Here is a 22,786-nt window from a genome sequence, read left to right as displayed (position 1 = left end):
ACGATATGTTGTCTCAACACTTAAATAAAACTTTAAAAATGCTCGCTTTGTGTACTGGTTTAATCAGTACAAGTCACTTCGCTCAGGCCAACGATTTTGCCACGCATCCTGATTATGTAAATTTTAAACAAAAAACGATGAGTGCTTATGGTTTAAGTGGCGATCAAGTTGATGCAGCCATGAATGGTGCAAAAAATTTACCAAACATTCTAAATATTATGACTCGTCCAGGTGAAAGCAAACCTTGGTATGACTATCGCTCTATGTTTTTGGTTGAAGGAACAATTCAACGTGGTGTCCGTTTTAAAAACCAATATGCAGATGCTTTAAACCGTGCTGAACAACAATATGGTGTATCTCAAGCTGTCATTTTGGGCATCTTGGGTGTTGAGACAGGTTATGGCGCAAATAAAGGTTCATTTATTACACGTGATGCATTAGCCACACTTGCTTTTGGCTACCCTCGCCGTGCTGAATATTTTGGTGATGAACTCGCGGCTCTTATTGCATGGACCTATAAAGAAGGTTATCCAACAAATAGTATTGTAGGTTCCTATGCAGGTGCAATTGGCTATCCACAATTTATGCCGAGCAATATTAGTAAATATGGGGTCGATTATGATGGTAATGGACACATCGATTTAAGAAACTCTGCAGAAGATGCAATCGGTTCAATCGCAAATTACTTAGCAAAACAAGGATGGCAACGCGATCAACCTATCGGTTTCATGGCACGTTACACAGGGTCAAATCCAGACAGTGTTATTGCTAAAGATTTAACTCAACCTTTTCCATATGGTGCATTAAAGACACTCGGGGTTTCACCCTTAAATCCTTTAGTTAAAATTGATGATCTAGATATGGTGAATGTTATTCAATTACAAGACTATAATGGTCCAATTTACTATTTGACTTACCCGAATTTTCAAGTGATTACGACCTATAATAAGAGCCGTATGTATGCTACTGCTGTATGGTTATTAGGCACTGAAGTGGCTAGCCGATAGGCTAGCTTTTTTATTAGTTATGTAAAAGTCAATAAATATTTTTGTTAAATAGATCACAATACACACAAATTTAATATTCTGTTACACTTTTGATCATTTTTTAACCCAGAACTGTAAGTTTTTGCCCTTTTTGTAACTATTTCTCGTTAAAGACTAGACACTCTCCGTAAGCGATGAATATTATCCACCCCAATGTAGCAATTGCAAAAGTGAATAATAAGACATGTTCACTTTAAATTTCAGTCAATCGCTGAAAGAAAAAAGTACATGTTCTCAGGAGTTTATACAAATGCAGTTATCGCTGAAATACGTTCTTGCACTGACGGCTAGTTTAAGCATAGCCCCATTGCACGCTGAAATGGTGCAATCTTCATCATTAAATAGTGATGTAGATGGTTCTAATTTAGCAGCTCGTGTATTGAGTAAAGATACTCAAAATTTTAATTCTCGTTTTTCTAACATTAACAGTCTTTCAATCACTGAACGTTCTGGCGATCAAATCCGTCGTCAAGCGATCGCAGCAAAAATTGAAATCCCTGAAGATGAGCCTTCAGTGATTGAAAAACTTAACACAGTAGCTTCAAACACTGTTCGTAAGTTTAGCCAAACTGGTATGGCTTCATGGTATGGTCGTCAATTCCATGGTCGCAAAACAGCAAGTGGTGACACATTCGATATGAATGCACTTACTGCTGCTCACCGTAGCCTACCGTTGAACTGTTACATTCGAGTAACGAATAAAGACAATGGCAAAAGTGTGGTTGTAAAAGTAAATGACCGTGGTCCTTTCCATGGCAATCGTGTACTTGACCTATCTTACGGTGCAGCTAAACGTCTTGGTATTACCAATGCTGGAACTGCAAAAGTAAATATTGAGCGCGTTGATGGTCCAACTTCATAAGTTATAGACTCTAGAGCTCATGTAAAAAGCCGCAATTTTTCTGCGGCTTTTTTATTTTTTCAACTATAAAAATAATTCCTAACTGAGGGTAAAAAAATTAGCTTTTTTAGCTCTTCTTCAACCCCAGTTTTGGATATTCTTTGAACAAAAAATTGCTTTTATTTTATCAAAGTCTATTTCGCCTCTAAATTGCGCTTAGAGCGACTTTAATAAATTTGCGCTACCCTAGTACCATTTTTCTAAAATAAGGGCTATTTATGGCGTTTTTAGAGTAGATGAGTAGAGCTTTTTCACACAATTTTCCCACCCATCTCAAAATTACAATTTTTTTGGTGTTTTCATCATTGAGCAACACAGAAAAAATATTATGAAATATTGCACCCTTTTTTGAGTTCGAATGGACTATTGTTTCAATCATTGCCATATTATTTTTTCACCTACCCGCTCCAAAGTTTTTACTGCCAAGTTGCTATAGTTGAATAGTGTTGGTTTCTTGTCGAATTCCTCCAGAACAGGCTAAAATATATCCAGAAAAAATAAATCAAAGTAAAAACAAGGAGTGTGCCATTAATGAAATCCGTTACAGAATGGTTTGACGAATATAGCGAAAGCCATCAAAACCCAACTAACAAACAAATTCACTGGCTCTGCGTTCCTGCCATTTTATTTTCTATTATTGGAATCATTGCCCATTTCAGCACCTTGCTCACTGCTCTATTACTTGTACTCACTTTAGTATTTTATGCTCGTTTAGATCTTGTACTTGCTGTTGCAATGGCAGCTTTACTTGTTGTTATGGCATGGCTCATTTACACCCTACCTGTAGGAGTAGGATTTTATATTGCTATTTTTGTGATTGCTTGGATCGGACAATTCTATGGCCATAAAATTGAGGGCAAAAAGCCATCGTTCTTTAAAGATTTACAATTTTTACTCATTGGCCCCGTCTGGTGCATGGATGCCTATCTAGGAAAAATCTTACCTAAATGGAAAAGTAGACAAAAACACGCAATATCCTAATTGTTGAATTAAAGCTGGATCATCTCGATTCAGCTTTTACATTTTAGTAATTTATTAGAAAATTTATAAAATAGAAAAAAACCAAACTAGCAATAACACTTAAAAGCACTTTCTTCAGATAAAGGGCAATCACAATACAAACGATTGCTGCATAAATATAAGGATTATCAATAATTCCTTTTAAATTATCGCCATCAAAAAAAACAACTGGAATACAAATTGCGGTTAATAAACAAGGTGCAGAATAATTAAGCATCTTATTCATAATAAGCGGTAATTTAATTTTAACGTTAGGTTCTAAAAAATAATATCGATTAAAAAAGACGATTGCTGCCAAACCTAAAATCATAAACCAAGACATATTATTGCTCCTTACCTATTTTTTTCAGTTAACACTGCAACCAACATCCCGATTAACCCTGAAAGTAAAACAGCTCCTTCAACTTGATATAATTTAAAGAAAAATCCGCTTAAACAAGTCATTAGCACACCAGCAATTACAGGCATTCCCTTACATAGCGGCACTATCATGGCAATAAAAATAGCCACAATGGAAAAATCTAAATGATAATTTAGTAGATCTGGAATCACTGTTGCCAAAAGTATTCCAACCAAGCTAAAAACTACCCAGAATAAATAAAAAGACAGACCTGCACCTAACAGATATTCTGGCTGTCTTTTTTCACTGGATGCACACACCGCAAATAATTCATCCGTTAATAAAAAACCTAAACTTAACCGTTTCGAAAGAGACAAAGCAGAAATGTCATTTCTTAAAGTTAATGCATAAATAAAATGCTGAGCCGTTAAAAAGAAAATCGTCACATAAATTGTAAAAATAGATGCCCCTTCCATTACCATGCTTAAACTAACTAATTGAGCTGCTCCAGCAAAAACAATTCCCGACATCGCAAGGGCTTTATAAAAAGATAAACCTGCATGAATTGCCATAGAGCCTGCCAAGATTGCCCACGGAATAACAGAAATTGATAAGGGCAAAATATCCATTGCACCACGTAAAAAAAGATAGGATGGCTTATTTTTTGGAAACCTCACCAACTGATGAAGCTGAATATTCATATATAAAATCCAAGATAAAAGATCTCTCTATAAAATGCGTAATGAGAGTTGATTTATATTGAATAAAATTGCTGTAAATAAATTTTTAATAATCTAGTTATTTAGGCTAGCTACATATTGAGTAGGCGTCACTCCCATTGCTTTTTTAAAGTGACGATTAAAATGGCTTTGATCAGAAAAACCACATTGCTGTGCCACCATCGCAATTTGGTCACCCTGTTTTAATAATTGTCTTGCTTTTTGTAAGCGTGCTTGAACAAGCCAAGCATGAGGTGGCAAGCCCACATATTTTTTAAATTGTCTTAAGAAATGCCATGCACTTAGACCCACCATTTCAGCCAGATCTTGCAAAGAAAAATTCGTTTCAGGCATTTCTATTAGTAATTCTTTAACTCTTAATATTTTTGAATAGGCTTCTGGCAACTCACAAAAAGTATGATTTGATTTACCATGTCGCTTCATTAGACAGGCTAAAGTTGATAAATACATTGTTTCTTTAAGCAGGAAATTATCTTTTTGTTCTAATAAATCAAAGAGTAAACAAAGTTGCTGAGCCAAACCTAAGTCACGAATGACAGCTTGAGGAAACCATGGAGCCCCGCGTGAATTTTCAAAAAAATCTTGGCTGACTTCTGCCAACATTTCAGGTGTAGGATAAATTGCCCGATATCGCCAACCTGACTCAACAGCAGATGAGCCCGTATGAATTTCGTCAGCGTTTACTAAAATAATGTCGCCTTTGGGAGCCACATGCAGCTGGCCCGTCCTAAAAAAAGACTGTGCTCCCTCTTCAATTACACCAATACAGTACCCTTCATGAGTATGCTTCGAAAATTGTGTTTGGTGATAATGTGCTTTTAGTAACTCTAAACCGCCCAGCTCTCGCACATGCAGATAATCGGCTTGCTCCCGCTGCATAAATACGTCTCATCTATTCAATAAAAAAACCATAGCATGTTTTAAGAAACTGAATAGAATAAAATTGCTCTATAAAAATAATCTCTTTATTTGTTTATTCGGCTTTATTGGTAGATTTGCCCATCATGTTTGAGCCAACCGCTTTCATGACGATTTTGTGGATCACGATGAGTCCAGTGCAATACACCACCTTTTGGGTTATATTCATATTCACCGTAAAAATCTACGACATCACCTTTTTTCAGATTAGGAATTTTAGGTGCTAAATCAATATTATGTGCGACTAAAATTGAAATGCCATTTTTTAGTACAAGAATAAATTTCTGGTGTCTCGACCCATCATTATCATCTCTTAAAATTGCTTTTACTCGGCCACTTCCCTGCACTTGAACATTACTTTGTCTCTGCTCATAAGCAGCTTTTATTGTATCCGCCCCATTATTTGAAAGTGTAGTTTCAGTATGCTGAGCTTCGGGTATGACTGATGATGGCGATTGATTTTGCTTATGCCCAGATAAATCCAGACCAAAATATGCAGCAATCAATAAAATTATGACACCACCAATACTGAGATTCTTTTTATTTGTCATTTTCTACCCTTAACTTAACTGAGATAAAAAAAGCCCCAATGGGGCTTTTTTTATTGTGATACGAATTACTTCGCAGCAGCTTGAGCAGCAGCAACTTCTTCAGCGAAGCTCATTTCTGCTTTTTTCTCAATACCTTCACCAACTTCGAAACGTACGAAGTTAGCAACAGTAGTACCAGTTGCTTTTAATACATCAGCAACTTTTTTGTCGTTGTCAATTACGTACATTTGACGATCAAGAGCAACTTCGTTCAAGTATTTATCAACTGAACCAGTTACCATTTTCTCAACGATGTTAGCTGGCTTACCAGATTCTAACGCTTTCGCTTCAGCAATTTCTTTTTCTTTAGCGATAAGGTCAGCAGGAACAGCTTCAGCATTTACAGCTACTGGGTTGAATGCAGCAACGTGCATTGCAATACCTTTACCAGTATCAGCATCACCAGTATAAGAAACTACAACACCGATTTTTAAACCGTGTTTGTAGATAGCCAAGTTTTCGCCTTCAACGATTTTCGCACGACGAACTTGGATGTTTTCACCGATTTTTTGAACAAGCGCAATACGAGCTTCTTCAACTGTTTGACCGTCTGCTAATTTTAATTCAGCGATTTTAGCAGCATCAGTTTCACCAGCAGCTAAAGCAGCAGTAGCAACAGCTTTAGAGAAGTTAGAGAAGTTTTCGTCTTTAGCAACGAAGTCAGTTTGACAGTTAACTTCAACTAGGATTGCTTTGTTGCCTTCTTGAACGATTGTGATTGCACCGTCAGCAGCAATGTTACCAGCTTTTTTAGCAGCTTTAGCTTGACCAGATTTACGAAGGTTATCAATAGCAAGCTCGATGTCACCGTTCGCTTCTGTTAATGCTTTTTTGCATTCCATCATTGCAAGACCAGTACGGTCACGTAATTCTTTTACCATGCTTGCAGTAATTGCAGTCATGTTGATCTCCTAAAATCGGTAGAAAATAAATCTTTTCAACAAAAACGGCCCAAAGAAACTCTGGGCCGTTTGCACTCTCGACGCTTAATTTGCCACCATTACATGTCGCAAAAATGACAAGCCTGCGTCAAAACGCATTAAGCCTCAGAAGCGTCTTTCGCAGCGTCATCGCCTTTTGCTTGAGCGTTCGCTTGAGATTGAGCGTATTCTTTACCAGCAAGAATTGCGTCAGCCATAGCTGAAGCATATAGAGTTACTGCACGGATCGCATCGTCGTTACCCGGAATAACGTAATCAACGTTGTCTGGGTTAGAGTTTGTATCAACGATACCGATAACAGGAATACCTAAGTTCTTCGCTTCTTTGATTGCAATCGCTTCGTGATCAACGTCGATTACAAATAATGCGTCAGGTAAACCACCCATGTTTTTAACGCCGCCTAAAGAACGCTCAAGTTTTTCCATCTCACGAGCACGTTCTAAAGCTTCACGTTTAGTAAGCTTAGCAAAAGTACCATCTTGAGATTGAGTTTGAAGATCTTTTAAACGGTTGATAGATTGGCGAAGTGTTTTCCAGTTCGTCAACATACCACCTAACCAACGGTGGTCTACATATGGTTGACCAGCGCGTTGAGCTTGTTCACGGATGATGTTAGAAGCAGCACGTTTTGTACCAACGAACAAAACTTTGTTCTTTTTGCTTGCTAATTGGTTAGCGAAGTTCAAAGCATCATTTAACGCAGGAACAGTGTGCTCAAGGTTGATGATGTGAATTTTGTTGCGCGCGCCAAAAATGTATTGACGCATTTTTGGGTTCCAGAAACGAGTTTGGTGACCAAAGTGCGCACCTGCTTGAAGAAGGTCGCGCATGCTTACGTTGTAATCTGCCATTTTCTTTACCTTAAAAGTTGGGTTAGGCCTCCATATATCCGCATTCTCCACCCTTTTACAGGCACCCAGAGTAATGTGACGATATATGTGCGGATTTTTTACTCCACCTATCAAATTTGTTCGTAAAAGATATTCACGAAAAGCATTTGATAAAATGGGCGGCTATTTATACCATAGACACTTGTAAATTACCAAAAGTTTTTAGAGATCATGAACAGTACTTATACAGCTCCACGTCGATTAATCAAAACTCCAGATGAAATTGAAAAAATGCGCATTGCAGGACGACTGGCGGCTGAAGTTCTAGAGATGATCAAGCCGTATATCAAGGCGGGTGTAAGTACACTTGAACTTGATACCATTTGCCGTAATCACATTGAAAATGTACAACATGCTATTCCTGCCTGTGTCGGCTATGGTGGCGCTCCTGGACGCCCTGCTTTTCAGCACTCTATTTGTACTTCGGTTAACCATGTTGTTTGCCATGGCATTCCTTCTGAAAATAAGACGTTAAAAAACGGCGATATTTTAAATATTGATGTAACTGTGATTAAAGATGGTTATCACGGCGATACAAACATGATGTATATCGTCGGTGGTGAGACATCTATTTTAGCCAACCGTCTATGTAAAGTTGCTCAAGAAGCAATGTATCGAGGCATGGCAACTGTTAAAGATGGTTCATATTTAGGTGACATTGGTCATGCAATCCAGAAATATGTCGAATCAGAACGTTTTAGTGTAGTACGTGAATATTGTGGCCACGGTATTGGTACCGTTTTCCATGATGAACCTCAAGTATTACATTATGGTCAAGCTGGAACAGGTATGCGTCTGGAAGCTGGTATGACTTTTACTATTGAACCTATGGTAAATGCTGGCGTATGGCAAACTAAACTATTAGGCGATAAATGGACTGTTGTAACGAAAGACCACAAACTTTCAGCTCAATATGAACATACTATTTTAGTGACTCAAACAGGCATTGAAGTTTTAACTGCACGCCCTGAAGAGGACTTATCTCGCTTTAATTAATAGTTTAACAAACTTAAATAAAAGGCTGCTTTATGTAGCCTTTTATTTTTTATTTTGTACTTTTTATTAATAAAACTTTCCAAATATAAACAAATATTTCAAAAAAATTACAATTATTAATTTTTAATAAACAATCATTTTAATAAAACGCGGTATGGTTGGCTCAATAAAAATCAGTAAACAAATGTTCGGACATGGAGTCCTTTTATGATGAAAAAGTCATTATTTTGTATGACAGCTGCCTTTTTTGCCCTGCCAACAATCACTAACGCCGCTTCGCCCTATTTTAGTTTAAAGGATGGTGATGGTTTTAAACGTTTTTCTGTATCTGCTGGCTGGTTACATGCAATGCCTCAAGGCTCAGGAAACCCTGTCAATATCAATACTAGCGTTGCAGAAGGTACAACATCTAAAGTTGGAGATGTATCTACAAAAGCAGTTTTAGATGCAATCGACCAAAGCAAAACTTCAGGAAAATTCTGGTATAGCACTATTGGTCTTCTTGATAAGTTTACAGATACTCTTCCCTCCTCACTTGCAGGTACAGCAGAAGTTAATGGTCTTTCTCAATGGGAACAACAAGGTTCTGGCTTAGAAGCTAGTGATGTTGATACTGTTGGTCTTATGTTTAACTACAACTTTACGGACAATTTATCTTTAGAAATTAAAGGTGGTATTCCCCCTAAAGTAGATATTAATGGAAAAGGTAATATTTACGCTCCTCTTTCTGGAAAAGCGACTCCATTAAAAGATGGGTCTTCGATTGGAGAAATCATAGGAGGTGGAATTTCCGAGGCAGGTGGAGATATTCCTTTAAAACAAGACCTTCATATTACTGATCTTTCTCAGGGAGGCAAAGCTGCGACCGCACGCGCATGGTTACCAGCCGTTGAACTACATTATCAATTTGGTAAAACAGGTGTAAATAAGTTCCGTCCTTATATCGGAGCTGGCGTGATGTATGCATACTTTAATGATTTAAAAATGAATTCTGGTATTGAAGCTGATTTAATTCAAGCGGGCCACATGATCCAGAATATCCATGATGGTAAAGCTGGGGCAGCGTTAGATCGCAAAACATCATCAGCAAATCCTATCGTGAAACTAGAAGCGACCGATACTTTTGCACCTATTGTAACTTTAGGTGCAACTTACGACTTCAACCCAAATTGGTTTGCTGTTGGTTCAGTTTCTTATTCCAAAATGAATAGTGAAGCAAAAATCTATGTAACTGACCAAAATACAGGTAAAGAGCTAATTAAAGCGAATACCAAAATTGATATTGACCCACTCATTTCATATGTTGGTATTGGTTACCGCTTCTAACCCCGCATAAAGCTATAAAAACTTATGCACGTTTTTATAGCTTTCTTTCTATCTACATTTTGCTTCTTTTTAAATCAAAATGCTAAAAAAATGAGCATTTTTTATAAAAAATACAGATATAAAAAACCTTTTCAATTTTTTATTAATACCCTCTTATTTTTTCCAATTTTTTTATTATTTTATATTCACAAACTAACTCAATAAAATTAGAAAGTAATTTTTCCTTTTTAGTAAAATTCATTTTTTGGCACAAGCTTTGCTTTATTCATTGCATGATGAATCAATGATGATTCAATGAATAAACAAAGACGGCCAACGATGTCCGCTCTGATCAGTCTGCAGATAGGCAATAAATTGCCATGCAAATTAAATTTCGTTCAGTTCAGAGGGACGGCGTATGTCTTCAAATATCCAATTAGATGCAAAAAAAGCAACTGAAATCAAATTATTTAGTTTTTCAACTCCAGCAATGCGTGCCTTCCACATGACATGGCTCGCTTTCTTCGTATGTTTCTTTGCATGGTTTGCTTGCGCACCCTTAATGCCCGTCATTAAAGGGGAATTTGGCTTAACAAAAGACCAAATTGCTAATATTAATATTGCTGCTGTTGCTATTACTATTTTAGTGCGGCTTATTGTCGGACCACTCTGCGACAAATATGGTCCACGTATTACGTATACCGCCCTTCTATTAGTTGGCAGCATTCCAGTATTTGGTGTAGCTGCTGCCAATAGCTATGAATCTTTTCTATTCTTTCGCTTACTTATTGGTGCGATTGGGGCAAGTTTCGTCATTACTCAATACCATACAAGTGTCATGTTCGCACCTAACGTTGTAGGAACAGCAAATGCGGCAACGGCTGGCTGGGGAAATGCTGGCGGTGGAGCAACACAAGCTTTAATGCCTTTATTACTTGGCGCAATTGTGATGTTTGGTGTTGAACAAACCATGGGATGGCGCGTGGCATTAATCGTACCTGGCGTAATGATGGTTATTGTTGGCATTCTTTACTGGAAATTAACTCAAGACTGTCCTCAAGGGAACTTTAAAGAAGTTCGCGCACAAGGTATTGAAGTCGGAAGTGGTAAAAAAGGTGGTACTGCCATTTTAATGCAAGCCGCTCGCAACTATCGTGTCTGGATTTTATTTTTGGCATATGGTGCAAGTTTTGGTATTGAGATTTTTATCCATAACGTTGCAGCAATGTACTATGTTGATCAGTTCAAAATGGATTTAAAAACCGCTGGTCTAACTGCCGGAATCTTTGGTCTGTTGGCATTATTTGCTCGTGCACTGGGCGGTATCATTTCCGATAAAGTCGCACTCAAAAAAGGCTTAGATGGTCGCACGAAAGTACTTGTACTCATGATTTTAGGTGAAGGGTTATTCTTAATACTCTTCTCACAAATGAATGCTGTTGCGCTCGCAATTATTTCGATGACTATTTTTGCATTGTTTACGCATATGGCATGTGGTGCAACTTACGCTCTCGTACCATTTATCGATCGTACTGCATTAGGTGGAGTCGCAGGAATTATTGGTGCGGGTGGTAATGTTGGCGCTGTGGCAGCAGGTTTCCTACTCAAAGGTTTACTTGATGTCCAAACTTGCCTGTTTATTTTAGGCGGTCTGGTTATGGTCGCAGGATGTAGCGTAATTTTGATTCGCTTCACAACTGAACATAAAGAAAAAGAACAAGTTCTTTTTGAGCAAGCATTACTTGAACGTAATTCAACAGCTTAATTTTTATAAGAAGCAGAGATCAAAATGGTGTCTGCTTCTTCAAATTTCTTATCATAAAATATTAACATTAGTTACTTTTTAATTCTTCTTAAATATTCTTGCCATCTATATCGATATTCCTCGATATATCTTCTACAATAAATGACCACATTATTATAATTTTCCATTAATCATGACTAAAACTGCTCACAACTTTTCCCAGCCACTTATCTATATGCTGATTGGTAGTGCCCTTATTTTGGCACTTTCTTTAGGCGTTAGGCATGGTTTTGGACTATATTTGGTCCCAATGAGTCATGAATTTGGTTGGGGACAGCATGTTTTTAGTCTCGCAATTGCGATGCAAAACTTAATCTGGGGAGCTCTGCAGCCTTTTACTGGTGCAATTGCAGATAAATATGGCAGTAAAATTGTAGTTGCTGTTGGCGGATTGCTTTACGCCCTCGGCTTACTCTTAATGGCCTTTAGCTCAAGCATCTTAATCTTAAATTTAAGCCTAGGATTGATTATTGGCCTAGCTTTATCAGCCACCTCTTTTACAGTTTTACTTAGTGCAGTAGGTCGAGCGGCACCTCCAGAAAAAAGAAGTATGGCAATGGGGATTGCAAGTGCAGCAGGTTCTTTCGGTCAGTTTATTATGCTGCCATCTACCCTTCTCTTACTCAAGAATGTTGGATGGTCGTCAGCCCTAATGGTCAGTGCGCTGTTAATTGCTCTTATTATTCCGCTTGCGTGGATGTTAAAAGGACCAAGCAATCAAACACCAAAAGCAATTGCACAACCCCAGCTTACATTTAAACAAGTACTGAATATTGCCAGAAAACATAAACCCTTTTGGTGGTTAGCTTTAGGTTTCTTAGTGTGTGGATTCCAAGTTGTTTTCTTAGGCGTACATTTACCCGGCTATTTAATCGACCACGGCTTTGATGCAGCTACAGGAACTGTGTTTCTGGCACTAGTTGGACTATTTAATATTGTGGGGACTTATGGTGCTGGTTGGTTAGGAGATCGCATCTCAAAACCTAAATTATTAATGGCACTTTACGGTAGCCGTGGCATAGCGATCATTGCCTTTCTGTTATTACCTTTAAGCATTTATACGGTATATGCTTTTGGAATTATTATGGGCCTTTTATGGCTCTCCACTGTTCCGCTCACCAACGGTATTGTGGCAAATATGTTTGGCGTTAAATATCTTTCAATGCTCAGCGGCATTGTGTTTTTCACTCATCAAGTCGGTTCTTTCTTTGGTGGTTGGCTTGGCGGTGTTAACCATGACTTAACAGGTAATTACAATGCAATTTGGCTATGCTCTATTGCATTGAGTATATTAGGTGTAATCGTACACTTCTTTGTGAATGAGGAGGCTGTTATTCATGATGCATAATGCCTTACTTTTGAAAACAATTATGACTTTTATCCTAGTCACGCTTTTGGTGCTTTCTATAATTTTATGGAAACAAACACCAGATTTATTTGAATATTTTAACCAAGCATTTTGTCCACACTAGTAGGATGAAAAGCTAGAATCATCCTTTGGATGTCATAAAAATATAAAAAACTTATGGTCTAATGAAAATAAAAAAGCCCGCAGATTTGCGGGCTTTTTTATTAAAAACTTATTTAAAATCAAAACAAACGATTCATACCATTAAGTGCAGCTACACGATATGCTTCAGCCATTGTTGGATAGTTAAATGTCGTTTCAACGAAATATTTCAAGGTATTATTTGGGCTGTGCATAACTGCTTGCCCAATGTGGATAATTTCGGCAGCATTATTACCAAAACAGTGAATACCTAAAATTTCCATAGTGTCGCGGTGGAAAAGAATCTTTAACTCACCTACTGTATCGCCCGTAATTTGTGCACGAGCTAAGTGACGGAAAGAAGCTTGACCCACTTCATACGGAATTTTCTCTTCCGTTAATTCCTGTTCATTTTTACCAATTGATGAGATTTCCGGAATGGTATAAATACCAGTTGGAATGTCTCGTACTGGTTTAGCATCTTCACCACTCATGTTTGCGCCAGCACAGCGCCCTTGGTCATAAGCAGCAGAAGCAAGTGATGGCCAACCAATCACGTCACCAGCAGCATAGATGTTTTCAACTTCAGTTTGGTATTGATCATTTACAGAAAGCTGACCACGGTTGTTTGGAACTAACCCAACGTTCTCAAGACCTAAGCCTTCTGTATTACCTGAACGGCCATTACACCAAAGAATGGCATCGGCTTTAATCTTTTTACCACTTTGTAGATGTAAAACAACATGGTCATCAAACGTTTCAAGATGATCCATTTGTTCATTGTGACGAATCAATACACCTTGTTCACGTAAGTGATAAGACAAAGCATCAGCAATTTCATCGTCCAAATAACTTAAAAGTTTTTGCTGAGTATTGATCAAGTCAACTTTATGATCTAGACCAATAAAGATTGAGGCATATTCACAGCCAATAACGCCCGCGCCGTAAATAATGATTTTTTGAATTGAATAATCAAGATCAAGAATCTTGTCCGAATCAAATACGCGAGGATGATCAAAGTCGAGACCTTGTGGATGATAAGGACGACTACCTGTCGCAATCACGATTTGCTTACAGATAATTGTCTCTTTAATGCCTTCGTGGCTAAAAACTAAGACTGTATTTTTATCTTGAATATATGCACGACCATGGAAGACACCAATCTTGTTACGGTCATAAAAACGTGTATGTGTATCAACCTGTTGTTGAATCACTTTGTGTGCATTACGCAAAACCTGTTTCATGGTGAACTGCTTCCATTCACCTACTTTTTGAAACATTGGATCACGCTGATAGCGAATAATACTAGAAACTGTTTGACGTAATGCTTTACTTGGAATCGTTCCTACGTGTGCACAGTTACCACCAAGTTGATCACGCACATCTACAATTGCAACACGCTTACCAGCTTTTGAAAGCTTCATTGCCGCGCCTTCACCCGCAGGTCCAGAACCGAGAACTACCGCATCGTATTTAACGAAATTCCCACTAACGACCTCTTTTTTACGTGGCATTGAAAGCTCCTTCCTCACTTGAATGACCATATTTTATAATAAATTATGGCTAATATGCGGTGAATTTATGTATTTCTCAACCCTATATTTCTGAATAGCCACATTTATTATATGAATAGTTATTTTCCGCTATTAACTGAAGAACTTCGCTATAATACAATGTCAATGTCTCTGTAAACGAGTGGAAAAGTTAGATATGTCAGAACACCGTAAACCTGAACAGGGTGTAAAACTTCGTGGCGCAGAAAAAGTCGCAAGAATTCCTGTAAAAGTTGTACCTACGGTTGAAGTGCCGCGTAAACCTGACTGGATTCGTGTCAAGATGACGGCACCAGAAGAAGTTCAGCGTATTAAAACGACTTTACGTGCTCAAAAACTCCATACCGTTTGTGAAGAAGCTGCTTGTCCTAACCTACCAGAATGTTTTGGTGGCGGTACGGCAACATTCATGATTATGGGCGATATTTGTACACGCCGTTGTCCTTTCTGTGATGTAGCACATGGTCGTCCAAATGCACTCGATGCTGACGAACCTCGTCACATGGCAGAAACCATTTCTAACCTAAAACTCAAGTATGCAGTAATTACTTCAGTTGACCGTGATGACTTACTTGACGGCGGTGCACAACACTTTGTGGACTGTATTAAAGAAGCTCGCGCACTTAGTCCGACGACATTGCTTGAGATTTTAGTACCTGACTTCCGTGGACGTATGGATATTGCTTTACGCATTATGACTGAATGTCCGCCAGACGTATTTAACCACAACATTGAGACTGTACCTCGCTTATATAAAGCAATGCGTCCAGGTTCAGACTATCAACACTCTTTAACCTTATTAAAAATGTTTAAAGAATACTGCCCTGACATTCCAACAAAATGTGGTTTGATGGTCGGTATTGGTGAAACTGAAGAAGAAGTTATTGCATTGCTTGATGACTTACGTGCTCACGATGTTGACTATGTGACGATTGGTCAATATTTACAGCCATCTAAACAACATGCGCCAATCGACCGCTTTGTAACGCCAGAAGAGTTCGAACGTTATGCAGAGCATGGCCGTAAACTTGGCTTTAGAAATATCTGGTCTGCACCAATGGTTCGTTCAAGTTACTTTGCTGATCGTCAATACCACGGTGAACCAGTACCAGAAGTCCGTCGTAAAGTAGATCCAGCTAAAAAAATTGCTGTTCAAGTTGTCGAAGCTTAAAAGTTAAATATCTACGAAAGCCCTCTACCTCAGAGGGCTTTTTATTTGTATAAGAAAATCAATAACATTTCTTGACAAATCGATAAAACAAGCCATTACACTTTCACTGAAAAATATCTTATACCTAAAAGTACGATATATCCCTGCTCTAGCATATACATCAATTGCGATATAAAAAATTAAATTTAAACAGCATTAAAATTAGCTAGTTAAGCCTTAAATCTCTCCTCGCTTTTTTGTAACTTCTAACTTGAGGGCTTATCTAGCAAGGAGCAAGTATGATTTTCCTACTCTTTGTTTTAAGCATTGTCATTCAGCTTTTTGCAATATGGGCAATTTTCTTTTTTAACCTGAATCGAATCATTGGTAGTGTAATTACGATTGCAGTAGCTATATTTACTGCACTCATATTAACCCCATGGGCTCTCATTTTAGGTATCCCCCTCATTGCCCTTAGTATCATTATTTTATTTGCACCATTACGCTTTAACCTGATTACCAAACCAGCCTATAAAACTTTAGCGAACTCAATGCCAAGCATCAGTACGACTGAACAAGAAGCTTTAGAGGCAGGTACCAGTTGGTGGGAAAAAGAGTTATTTATGGGGGCACCTGATTGGTCCCAATTTGAAAAGTATCCCTACCCAATATTGTCAGAAGAAGAACAAAGTTTTATTGATAATGAAGTTGAATTACTTTGTAGCATGCTCAATGAGTGGGAAATTCATCATCACTTAAAAGATCTTCCACCAGAGGTTTGGCAATTTATTAAAGACAAAGGTTTTTTAGGTCTCATTATTCCAAAATCCTTTGGCGGCAAAGAATTTAGCTCATTTGCCCAAAGCCGTATTATGAGCAAAATTGCTTCACGCTCGCTCACCACTGCTGTGAGTTGCATGGTTCCTAACTCATTAGGACCGGGTGAGCTACTCATGCACTACGGTACTGATGCTCAAAAGCAACAATATTTACCGGGCCTTGCTAAAGGCGAAGAAATCCCATGCTTTGGTTTAACCAGCCCAGAAGCAGGTTCAGATGCTGGTGCCATTCCAGATTCGGGTGTTGTTTGCTACGGCGAACATGAAGGTGCTCAAATTCTTGGTCTCCGCATGAATTTCTCTAAACGCTGGATTACGCTTGCACCAATTGCCACCGTTGTTGGTCTAGCATTTAAACTTTATGACCCAGAAGGCCTACTCGGAGATAAAAATAAAACAGAATACGGCATTACTTGTGCCTTAATTCCTGCAAGTCATGCGGGTGTGAAAATTGGAGCACGACATTTTCCAGGTTCTCCATTTATGAACGGAACTGTAGAAGGAGAAGATGTTTTCATTCCTATTGACTGGATTATTGGTGGGCAAGAAAATGCCGGTAAAGGCTGGCGAATGCTAATGGAGTGCTTAGGTGTTGGCCGTGGTATTTCCCTTCCAGCCTTAGCAACAGCAGCAGGTGAAATGAGCTATTTAACCGTTGGTGCTTTTGCGAAAATTCGTCAACAATTCAATATTTCAGTAGGTAAATTTGAAGGCGTACAAGAGGCAACCAGTGAAATTGCAAGTGATGCCTACATGCTTGAAGCATTCCGTTATTTAGTGACATGTGGCCTAAACCAAGGTGGAACACCTGCTGTAATGACTGCCATGGCAAAATATTATGCAACTGAAACGATGCGTAAAGTCGTCAATCACGGAATGGATATTGCTGGAGGACGCGCAATTCAACTTGGACCACGTAACTTCCTTGCCCTTACCTATCAAGCGATACCAATTGCGATTACGGTAGAAGGCGCAAATATTTTGACTCGTTCATTGATGATTTTTGGTCAAGGTTCAATGCGTTGTCACCCTTATCTTTTTGAAGAATTACAACTCCTTCAATCTGAGGATAAGAATGATTCAGTCAAAAAATTCGATGATTTATTATTTAAACATTTAGCCTATACCTTTAACCGTGGTGCAAAATCATTTGCTTATGGTTGGACAGGTGGCTCAAATGATGCTCCACAATCAGTAGATCAATTTACTGCCAGTTACTATAAGACCATCAACCGTTTTAGTGCCAACTTTGCACTTGTTTCGGATATGTCACTTGGTTTACTTGCAGGAGACTTAAAACGCAAAGAAATGTTATCAGGACGCTTGGCAGATATTCACGCGCACCTCTTTATTTCTACAGCAATTTTAAAATTTTATGAAGCTGGACAAAAAACTGAAGCTGAACAACTTCACGCCAAATTAGCTCTACAAAAAGCTTTCTTGAATATTCAGGAAGCATTTTGGGGATTATTTGAAAACTTCCCAGCTAAACTTCCAGCAGCATTTATAAAATGGATCTGTTTTCCTCTTGGCCGTGTCATTTCAAAACCTGACGATGAGTTAAAACAACAAGTCGCTGAACTTATGATGCAAGAGCATCCTTTCAGAGAGCAGCTTAAACATCACGTATTTTATTCAACTAAAGCCGATGATGTGACTGGACGTTTAGAACATGCATTTCAAATTTTACGAACGCTTGAGCCTCTTTGGGATAAGTTTAAAAAAGCTGAATCTAAAGGCAAATTTACTGGACTGACTTTCGAAGAGAATATTCAACAAGCGATAAAAGAAGGTTTTATTACTGAAAGCGAAGCTCAACAATTATTGCAATACAATGCAATTCGATTCGACAGCATGCTTACAGATGTATTTGATAAAGATTTAAATAAAGATCTTCCTTTGTCAAACCCTCATCGAATTGTGTGACTGATGCCTCCACTAATTCACTATTGCAATCACACTTGATTCGCATTAATTAATAAACAGCTATAAAAGCGTCAATCGACGCTTTTATTTTTAGGAGAAATTAATGTCTAAGCAAGATTACGAAAATGGATTAAAAGTTCGCACAGAAGTGATGGGAGAAGCTTTTGTAAAACGTGCCCAAGAAAACACCGTGCCCTTTACCCAGCCTTTACAAGACTGGATCAACGAGCATGCATGGGGATCGACTTGGCAGCGTGAAGGTGTGCTACCACGTAAATATCGTTCATTAATTACTTTGGCAATGTTAACTGCACTTAAGTCACCAACCGAACTCAAAGGCCATGTTCGTGGTGCGCTCAACAATGGCTGTACAGTTGAGGAGATTCAAGAAACTTTATTACATAGTCTGCCATATTGCGGCGCGCCTGCTACACAAGAAGCTTTTCGTGCTGCTTTAGAAGTGATTCAAGAATATCAACAAAAATAACTTCAATATGAGCCAGCACCCTACTGGCTCTTTTAAGCTAATTCAATTTAGTCGAATGTATCTGAAAATTACGGTCATCAATCACGATAGCCTGACGACAAATCCCTTCTACTTGACGTTGCTTTTCAAAAACTGCTGCTGACATCGGTTCAAAATTATCAAAAAAGCAGATTTCTTTTGGGTCAATAGAATAGATAAGAGACTGATTTCCGACACCCTCTAAAGTATCGTAATAGACAATCACCATTTTGCCATGTTGAATTTCAGCTTGAATATCTTGATAGCTCAACGCAGGTCCTGTCGGTATTTTCAGTACCTTTGCTTCTTTATAGCTCATTCGTTCGCTTGGGCTAATATTAGGATCTTCATCTGAATGAAATGACACGTTAAATCCTAATTTCTTTAATGCAACAGCTAAGGCAATAGTATAGGTGCCCCCTTCGTCGTGTCGGCAAACTTTAATCAGCTCTGCAATATCAATTTGTACTCCATGATGTTGAAGCACCATCCAAACCGCAAAAACACCACAGTTTGCTTCGAGGTTTGCTAGAGCTTGGGGAATATTTACTGCCATAATTTGAATCTATAAGGATAATTAGGCAGATAATAAACAAAACTGGATTGGCACTAAAAGCTTTTCCAAGTACAATGTTTCGCTAGTCGAGGGATGCTGCGACAAATGATCGGCACTAAAGATCAATTTGCCAGGCTCGACAATCGGTTAAACACTCGTTTTAACCAACAACGGCATCCGCGAACAGAACGATCCATACTATTTTTTCCCTAGGAGATCCTGATGAACGCGGTTAATGCTTCATTTACAGATTATAAAGTTGCTGACATCTCTCTTGCTGACTACGGTCGTAAAGAAATCAAACTTGCTGAAGCAGAAATGCCGGCTTTAATTGGTTTACGTAAACGTTATGCAGCGTCTAAACCACTTGCTGGTGCAAAAATCCTTGGTTGTATTCACATGACCATTCAAACAGCGGTTCTTATTGAAACGCTTGTTGAATTAGGTGCTGAAGTTCGTTGGACTTCATGTAACATTTTCTCAACTCAAGACCATGCTGCTGCTGCAATTGCTGCTCGCGGTATTCCTGTTTTTGCTTGGAAAGGCGAAACTGAAGAAGAATATGTATGGTGTCTTGAACAACAAGTGAATGTTAATGGTCAGCCTTGGGATGCCAACATGATCTTGGATGATGGCGGTGACTTAACTGCTCTTGTTCATGAAAAATACCCTGCTCTTTTAGAATGCATTCACGGTATTACTGAAGAAACTACAACAGGTGTTCAACGTCTTATCGAAATGTGGAAAGACGGTTCTTTGAAAGTACCTGCAATTAACGTAAATGACTCAGTTACTAAATCTAAAAACGACAACAAATATGGTTGCCGTCACTCATTAAATGACGCAATCAAACGCGCAACTGACATGCTTTTGTCAGGCCGCCGTGCGCTTGTGATCGGTTATGGTGACGTTGGTAAAGGTTCTGCTCAATCTTTACGTCAAGAAGGCATGATCGTTCGTGTAACTGAAGTTGACCCAATTTGTGCAATGCAAGCATGTATGGACGGCTATGAAGTTGTATCTCCATACAAAAACGGCGTACAAACAGGCAAAAAAGAAGATATTAACCACGACTTACTTGGCAACACTGACCTTGTTGTAACGACTACTGGTAACTACCACGTATGTGATGCTGCAATGTTAGATAGCTTAAAAGCTGGCGCAGTTGTATGTAACATCGGTCACTTCGACACAGAAATCGACACAGCTTATTTACGTGGTTACAAGTGGGTTGAAGTTAAGCCACAAGTTCACCAAGTTTATCGTTCAGAAGACGAAAACAACTACCTCATTCTTCTTTCAGAAGGTCGCCTTGTAAACCTAGGTAATGCAACTGGTCACCCATCACGCGTAATGGACGGTTCTTTTGCTAACCAAGTGTTAGGTCAAATTCACTTATTCCAAGAGAAATTTGCTGACCTTCCTGCAAACGAAAAAACTGCAAAAATTCGTGTAGAAGTTCTTCCTAAGAAACTTGACGAAGAAGTTGCTGCAGCAATGGTTGCAGGTTTTGGTGGTGTACTTACTCAGTTAACTCAAGAGCAAGCTGGCTATTTAGGTGTTGCTGTTGAGGGACCATTCAAGTCTGACGCTTACAAATACTAAGAACTTAAGGGCAGACGGTGAACCGACTGCCCTTTTTTCTAAAAATATTGTTTCGCTGTTTACAAGGATTTGACATGACTAAACGTATACCTATTTCTTTTGAGTTTTTCCCACCGAAAACTGATGCCGGTGCTGAAAAACTTCGTATTGTTCATCAAGAATTACAACTATTAAATCCAGATTTTTTCTCGATTACCTATGGTGCTGGTGGTTCTACTCGCGAACGTACTCTTGCTGCTATTGACGATTTCAATGGTAAAGGTACACCAGTTGCGCCTCATCTTTCATGCATTGGTGATGATAAAGCGCGTATTGCTGAGTTACTAGATTTATATAAAACTCAAGGTATTAACCGTATTGTCGCTTTACGCGGTGACTTACCTTCTGGTCAATTCGGGCTTGGCGAACTTCCTTATGCTCAAGATTTAGTACGTTTTATTCGTGAGCACTCAGGTGATCATTTTCATATTGAAGTTGCAGCTTATCCTGAAATGCACCCTCAAGCTGAAAACCTTGATTCAGATATCCAACGTTTTATTGAAAAAGTACAAGCTGGCGCTAATGCAGGAATTACACAATTCTTCTTTAATCCAGACTCATACTTTTATTTTATTGAGCGTCTGGAAAAAGCTGGAGTTAATATTCCGGTGGCTCCTGGCATCATGCCGATTACCAATGCCAGCAATTTAATTCGCTTTGCTGATGGTACAGGTGCTGAAATTCCTCGCTGGATCCGTAAACAATTACAAACCTATGGCGATGACAGCGAGAGTATTAAAGCTTTTGGTCATGAAGTTGTTGTGAAGCTATGTGAACGCCTAATCGCAGGTGGTGCACCAAGCTTACATTTCTATTCAATGAATCAAGTCGAACCAACTCGTCAACTCGTTGTTGATCTTGGTTTAAATTAATTTTGTAAGGCGTACCCAATGAATCGTTTTTTTATCGAAACTGAACTTACAGTTGGTTCAACTATTCAACTAACTGAATCAGTATTTCATCATTGGGTGCGTGTCTTACGTGCACAATTACAAGAACAAGCGACTCTATTTAATGGCCAAGGTGGCGAATATCTCGCGACACTGACCGAAATTAATAAAAAAAATGCGTTTGTCACCATTGAGAATTTCAACCCTAATAACCGTAATGCCCCATTTAAAGCAGTTCTTGGTCAAGTCATGAGTAAAGGTGACCGAATGGATTATGCCATTCAGAAAGCCACTGAACTTGGCGTAAGCAAGATTCAGCTTTTAACCAGTGACCGCTGTGAAATGCGTTTAAAATACGACCGAGATCAAAAAAAATTAGATCACTGGCAAGCTGTTGCAATTGCAGCATGCGAACAATGTGGTTTGAACTTAGTCCCAGAAGTATTAGCACCTATTTCTCTTAATGAATGGTTAAGCTCTTCAGAACTTCCTCAATCTAAATTTGTTTTAGCACCAGAAAAAGAACAAAAAGATGTATTAGCAGGCATACAACCTGAACTTGCCTTGTTGATTGGACCAGAAGGCGGTTTAAGCGAGGATGAAATTACTCAAGCCAATCAAGCTGGTTTTATGAACTGGTGTATTGGTGACCGTGTTTTACGTACAGAAACTGCACCAGTCGTCGCCTTATCTATTTTAAATTATCGGTTTTTATCCACCTCAGTTCATTGAACATTGATTAA

At 38.6% G+C, this 22,786-nt stretch carries 20 protein-coding genes and 1 pseudogene; 13 read left to right on the top strand and 8 right to left on the bottom strand.

Going from position 1 to position 22,786, the window contains the following annotated elements:
- Positions 1-5 precede the first annotated feature (5 nt).
- The 3 genes from mltB to ACS604_RS04875 all read left to right on the top strand — a co-directional run bounded on the left by mltB (position 6) and on the right by ACS604_RS04875 (position 2,928).
- Positions 6-1,007 carry a lytic murein transglycosylase B gene (gene mltB / locus ACS604_RS04885; RefSeq protein WP_174731569.1) on the top strand — a complete coding sequence of 334 codons (1,002 nt, stop codon included), beginning with the start codon at positions 6-8 and terminating at the stop codon, positions 1,005-1,007.
- Between the two features lie 289 nt (positions 1,008-1,296).
- Positions 1,297-1,908, top strand: a complete 612-nt coding sequence (locus tag ACS604_RS04880; protein ID WP_004791014.1) for a septal ring lytic transglycosylase RlpA family protein — start codon at positions 1,297-1,299, stop codon at positions 1,906-1,908.
- A gap of 570 nt (positions 1,909-2,478) precedes the next feature.
- A complete protein-coding gene (locus tag ACS604_RS04875) occupies positions 2,479-2,928 on the top strand; it encodes an Mpo1 family 2-hydroxy fatty acid dioxygenase (protein WP_013197214.1) in 450 nt (149 codons plus the stop codon).
- 43 nt (positions 2,929-2,971) lie between these two features.
- Here ACS604_RS04875 and ACS604_RS04870 read toward each other — a convergent pair whose 3' ends face one another.
- From ACS604_RS04870 to rpsB, 6 genes and pseudogenes are all read right to left on the bottom strand, one after another.
- On the bottom strand, positions 2,972-3,289 hold the full coding sequence (locus ACS604_RS04870; protein ID WP_312822642.1) for an AzlD domain-containing protein: 318 nt from the start codon (positions 3,287-3,289) through the stop codon (positions 2,972-2,974).
- 1 nt (position 3,290) lies between these two features.
- Positions 3,291-4,008: pseudogene (locus ACS604_RS04865) on the bottom strand (AzlC family ABC transporter permease).
- A 93-nt stretch (positions 4,009-4,101) separates the two neighbouring features.
- Positions 4,102-4,926 carry a helix-turn-helix domain-containing protein gene (locus ACS604_RS04860; RefSeq protein WP_312822644.1) on the bottom strand — a complete coding sequence of 275 codons (825 nt, stop codon included), beginning with the start codon at positions 4,924-4,926 and terminating at the stop codon, positions 4,102-4,104.
- 104 nt (positions 4,927-5,030) lie between these two features.
- Positions 5,031-5,516: a DUF3465 domain-containing protein gene (locus ACS604_RS04855; RefSeq protein ID WP_151963240.1), complete on the bottom strand. Its 486-nt coding sequence runs from the start codon at positions 5,514-5,516 to the stop codon at positions 5,031-5,033.
- Between the two features lie 65 nt (positions 5,517-5,581).
- Positions 5,582-6,457: a translation elongation factor Ts gene (gene tsf, locus ACS604_RS04850; protein ID WP_004791001.1), complete on the bottom strand. Its 876-nt coding sequence runs from the start codon at positions 6,455-6,457 to the stop codon at positions 5,582-5,584.
- A gap of 137 nt (positions 6,458-6,594) precedes the next feature.
- Positions 6,595-7,347, bottom strand: coding sequence for a 30S ribosomal protein S2 (gene rpsB / locus ACS604_RS04845; protein WP_002118204.1), 753 nt, complete (start codon positions 7,345-7,347; stop codon positions 6,595-6,597).
- 210 nt (positions 7,348-7,557) lie between these two features.
- Here rpsB and map point away from each other — a divergent pair, with 210 nt between their 5' ends.
- The 4 genes from map to ACS604_RS04825 all read left to right on the top strand — a co-directional run bounded on the left by map (position 7,558) and on the right by ACS604_RS04825 (position 12,839).
- Positions 7,558-8,382, top strand: a complete 825-nt coding sequence (gene map / locus ACS604_RS04840; protein ID WP_004790999.1) for a type I methionyl aminopeptidase — start codon at positions 7,558-7,560, stop codon at positions 8,380-8,382.
- 207 nt (positions 8,383-8,589) lie between these two features.
- Positions 8,590-9,708 carry an OmpW/AlkL family protein gene (locus tag ACS604_RS04835; protein WP_474770447.1) on the top strand — a complete coding sequence of 373 codons (1,119 nt, stop codon included), beginning with the start codon at positions 8,590-8,592 and terminating at the stop codon, positions 9,706-9,708.
- 397 nt (positions 9,709-10,105) lie between these two features.
- Positions 10,106-11,452 (top strand): MFS transporter, encoded by a 1,347-nt coding sequence (locus ACS604_RS04830; protein ID WP_312822655.1) that lies wholly within the window; start codon positions 10,106-10,108, stop codon positions 11,450-11,452.
- Between the two features lie 172 nt (positions 11,453-11,624).
- Positions 11,625-12,839 (top strand): MFS transporter, encoded by a 1,215-nt coding sequence (locus ACS604_RS04825; RefSeq protein ID WP_474770445.1) that lies wholly within the window; start codon positions 11,625-11,627, stop codon positions 12,837-12,839.
- A 242-nt stretch (positions 12,840-13,081) separates the two neighbouring features.
- Here the strand turns inward: ACS604_RS04825 and sthA are convergent, their stop codons facing one another.
- Positions 13,082-14,494, bottom strand: coding sequence for a Si-specific NAD(P)(+) transhydrogenase (gene sthA / locus ACS604_RS04820; protein ID WP_004790990.1), 1,413 nt, complete (start codon positions 14,492-14,494; stop codon positions 13,082-13,084).
- Between the two features lie 196 nt (positions 14,495-14,690).
- Here sthA and lipA point away from each other — a divergent pair, with 196 nt between their 5' ends.
- The 3 genes from lipA to ACS604_RS04805 all read left to right on the top strand — a co-directional run bounded on the left by lipA (position 14,691) and on the right by ACS604_RS04805 (position 18,935).
- Positions 14,691-15,704, top strand: a complete 1,014-nt coding sequence (gene lipA, locus ACS604_RS04815; protein WP_003650609.1) for a lipoyl synthase — start codon at positions 14,691-14,693, stop codon at positions 15,702-15,704.
- A gap of 278 nt (positions 15,705-15,982) precedes the next feature.
- Positions 15,983-18,448 carry an acyl-CoA dehydrogenase gene (locus ACS604_RS04810; protein WP_474770443.1) on the top strand — a complete coding sequence of 822 codons (2,466 nt, stop codon included), beginning with the start codon at positions 15,983-15,985 and terminating at the stop codon, positions 18,446-18,448.
- A gap of 103 nt (positions 18,449-18,551) precedes the next feature.
- The gene (locus ACS604_RS04805) at positions 18,552-18,935 is read left to right on the top strand and encodes a carboxymuconolactone decarboxylase family protein (RefSeq protein ID WP_000043120.1); all 384 of its coding nucleotides are present in this window, start codon (positions 18,552-18,554) and stop codon (positions 18,933-18,935) included.
- A gap of 37 nt (positions 18,936-18,972) precedes the next feature.
- Here ACS604_RS04805 and ACS604_RS04800 read toward each other — a convergent pair whose 3' ends face one another.
- Complete coding sequence (locus ACS604_RS04800) at positions 18,973-19,509, bottom strand: cysteine peptidase family C39 domain-containing protein (RefSeq protein ID WP_238611781.1); 537 nt, start codon at positions 19,507-19,509, stop codon at positions 18,973-18,975.
- 222 nt (positions 19,510-19,731) lie between these two features.
- Between ACS604_RS04800 and ahcY the strand changes: the two genes are divergently transcribed.
- The 3 genes from ahcY (at position 19,732) to ACS604_RS04785 (ending at position 22,775) form a co-directional block, all read left to right on the top strand.
- Positions 19,732-21,114: an adenosylhomocysteinase gene (ahcY, locus tag ACS604_RS04795; RefSeq protein ID WP_004790982.1), complete on the top strand. Its 1,383-nt coding sequence runs from the start codon at positions 19,732-19,734 to the stop codon at positions 21,112-21,114.
- 74 nt (positions 21,115-21,188) lie between these two features.
- Entirely contained in the window at positions 21,189-22,025 is an 837-nt protein-coding gene (metF, locus tag ACS604_RS04790) for a methylenetetrahydrofolate reductase [NAD(P)H] (RefSeq protein WP_474770438.1), read from the top strand.
- Between the two features lie 18 nt (positions 22,026-22,043).
- The gene (locus ACS604_RS04785) at positions 22,044-22,775 is read left to right on the top strand and encodes a 16S rRNA (uracil(1498)-N(3))-methyltransferase (protein WP_474770436.1); all 732 of its coding nucleotides are present in this window, start codon (positions 22,044-22,046) and stop codon (positions 22,773-22,775) included.
- Positions 22,776-22,786 lie beyond the last annotated feature (11 nt).

It is taken from the genome of Acinetobacter sp. Li1LvA2 (assembly GCF_056156705.1).
Note: the sequence above shows the minus strand (reverse complement) of the source record. Positions and strands in the feature narration are given on the sequence as shown.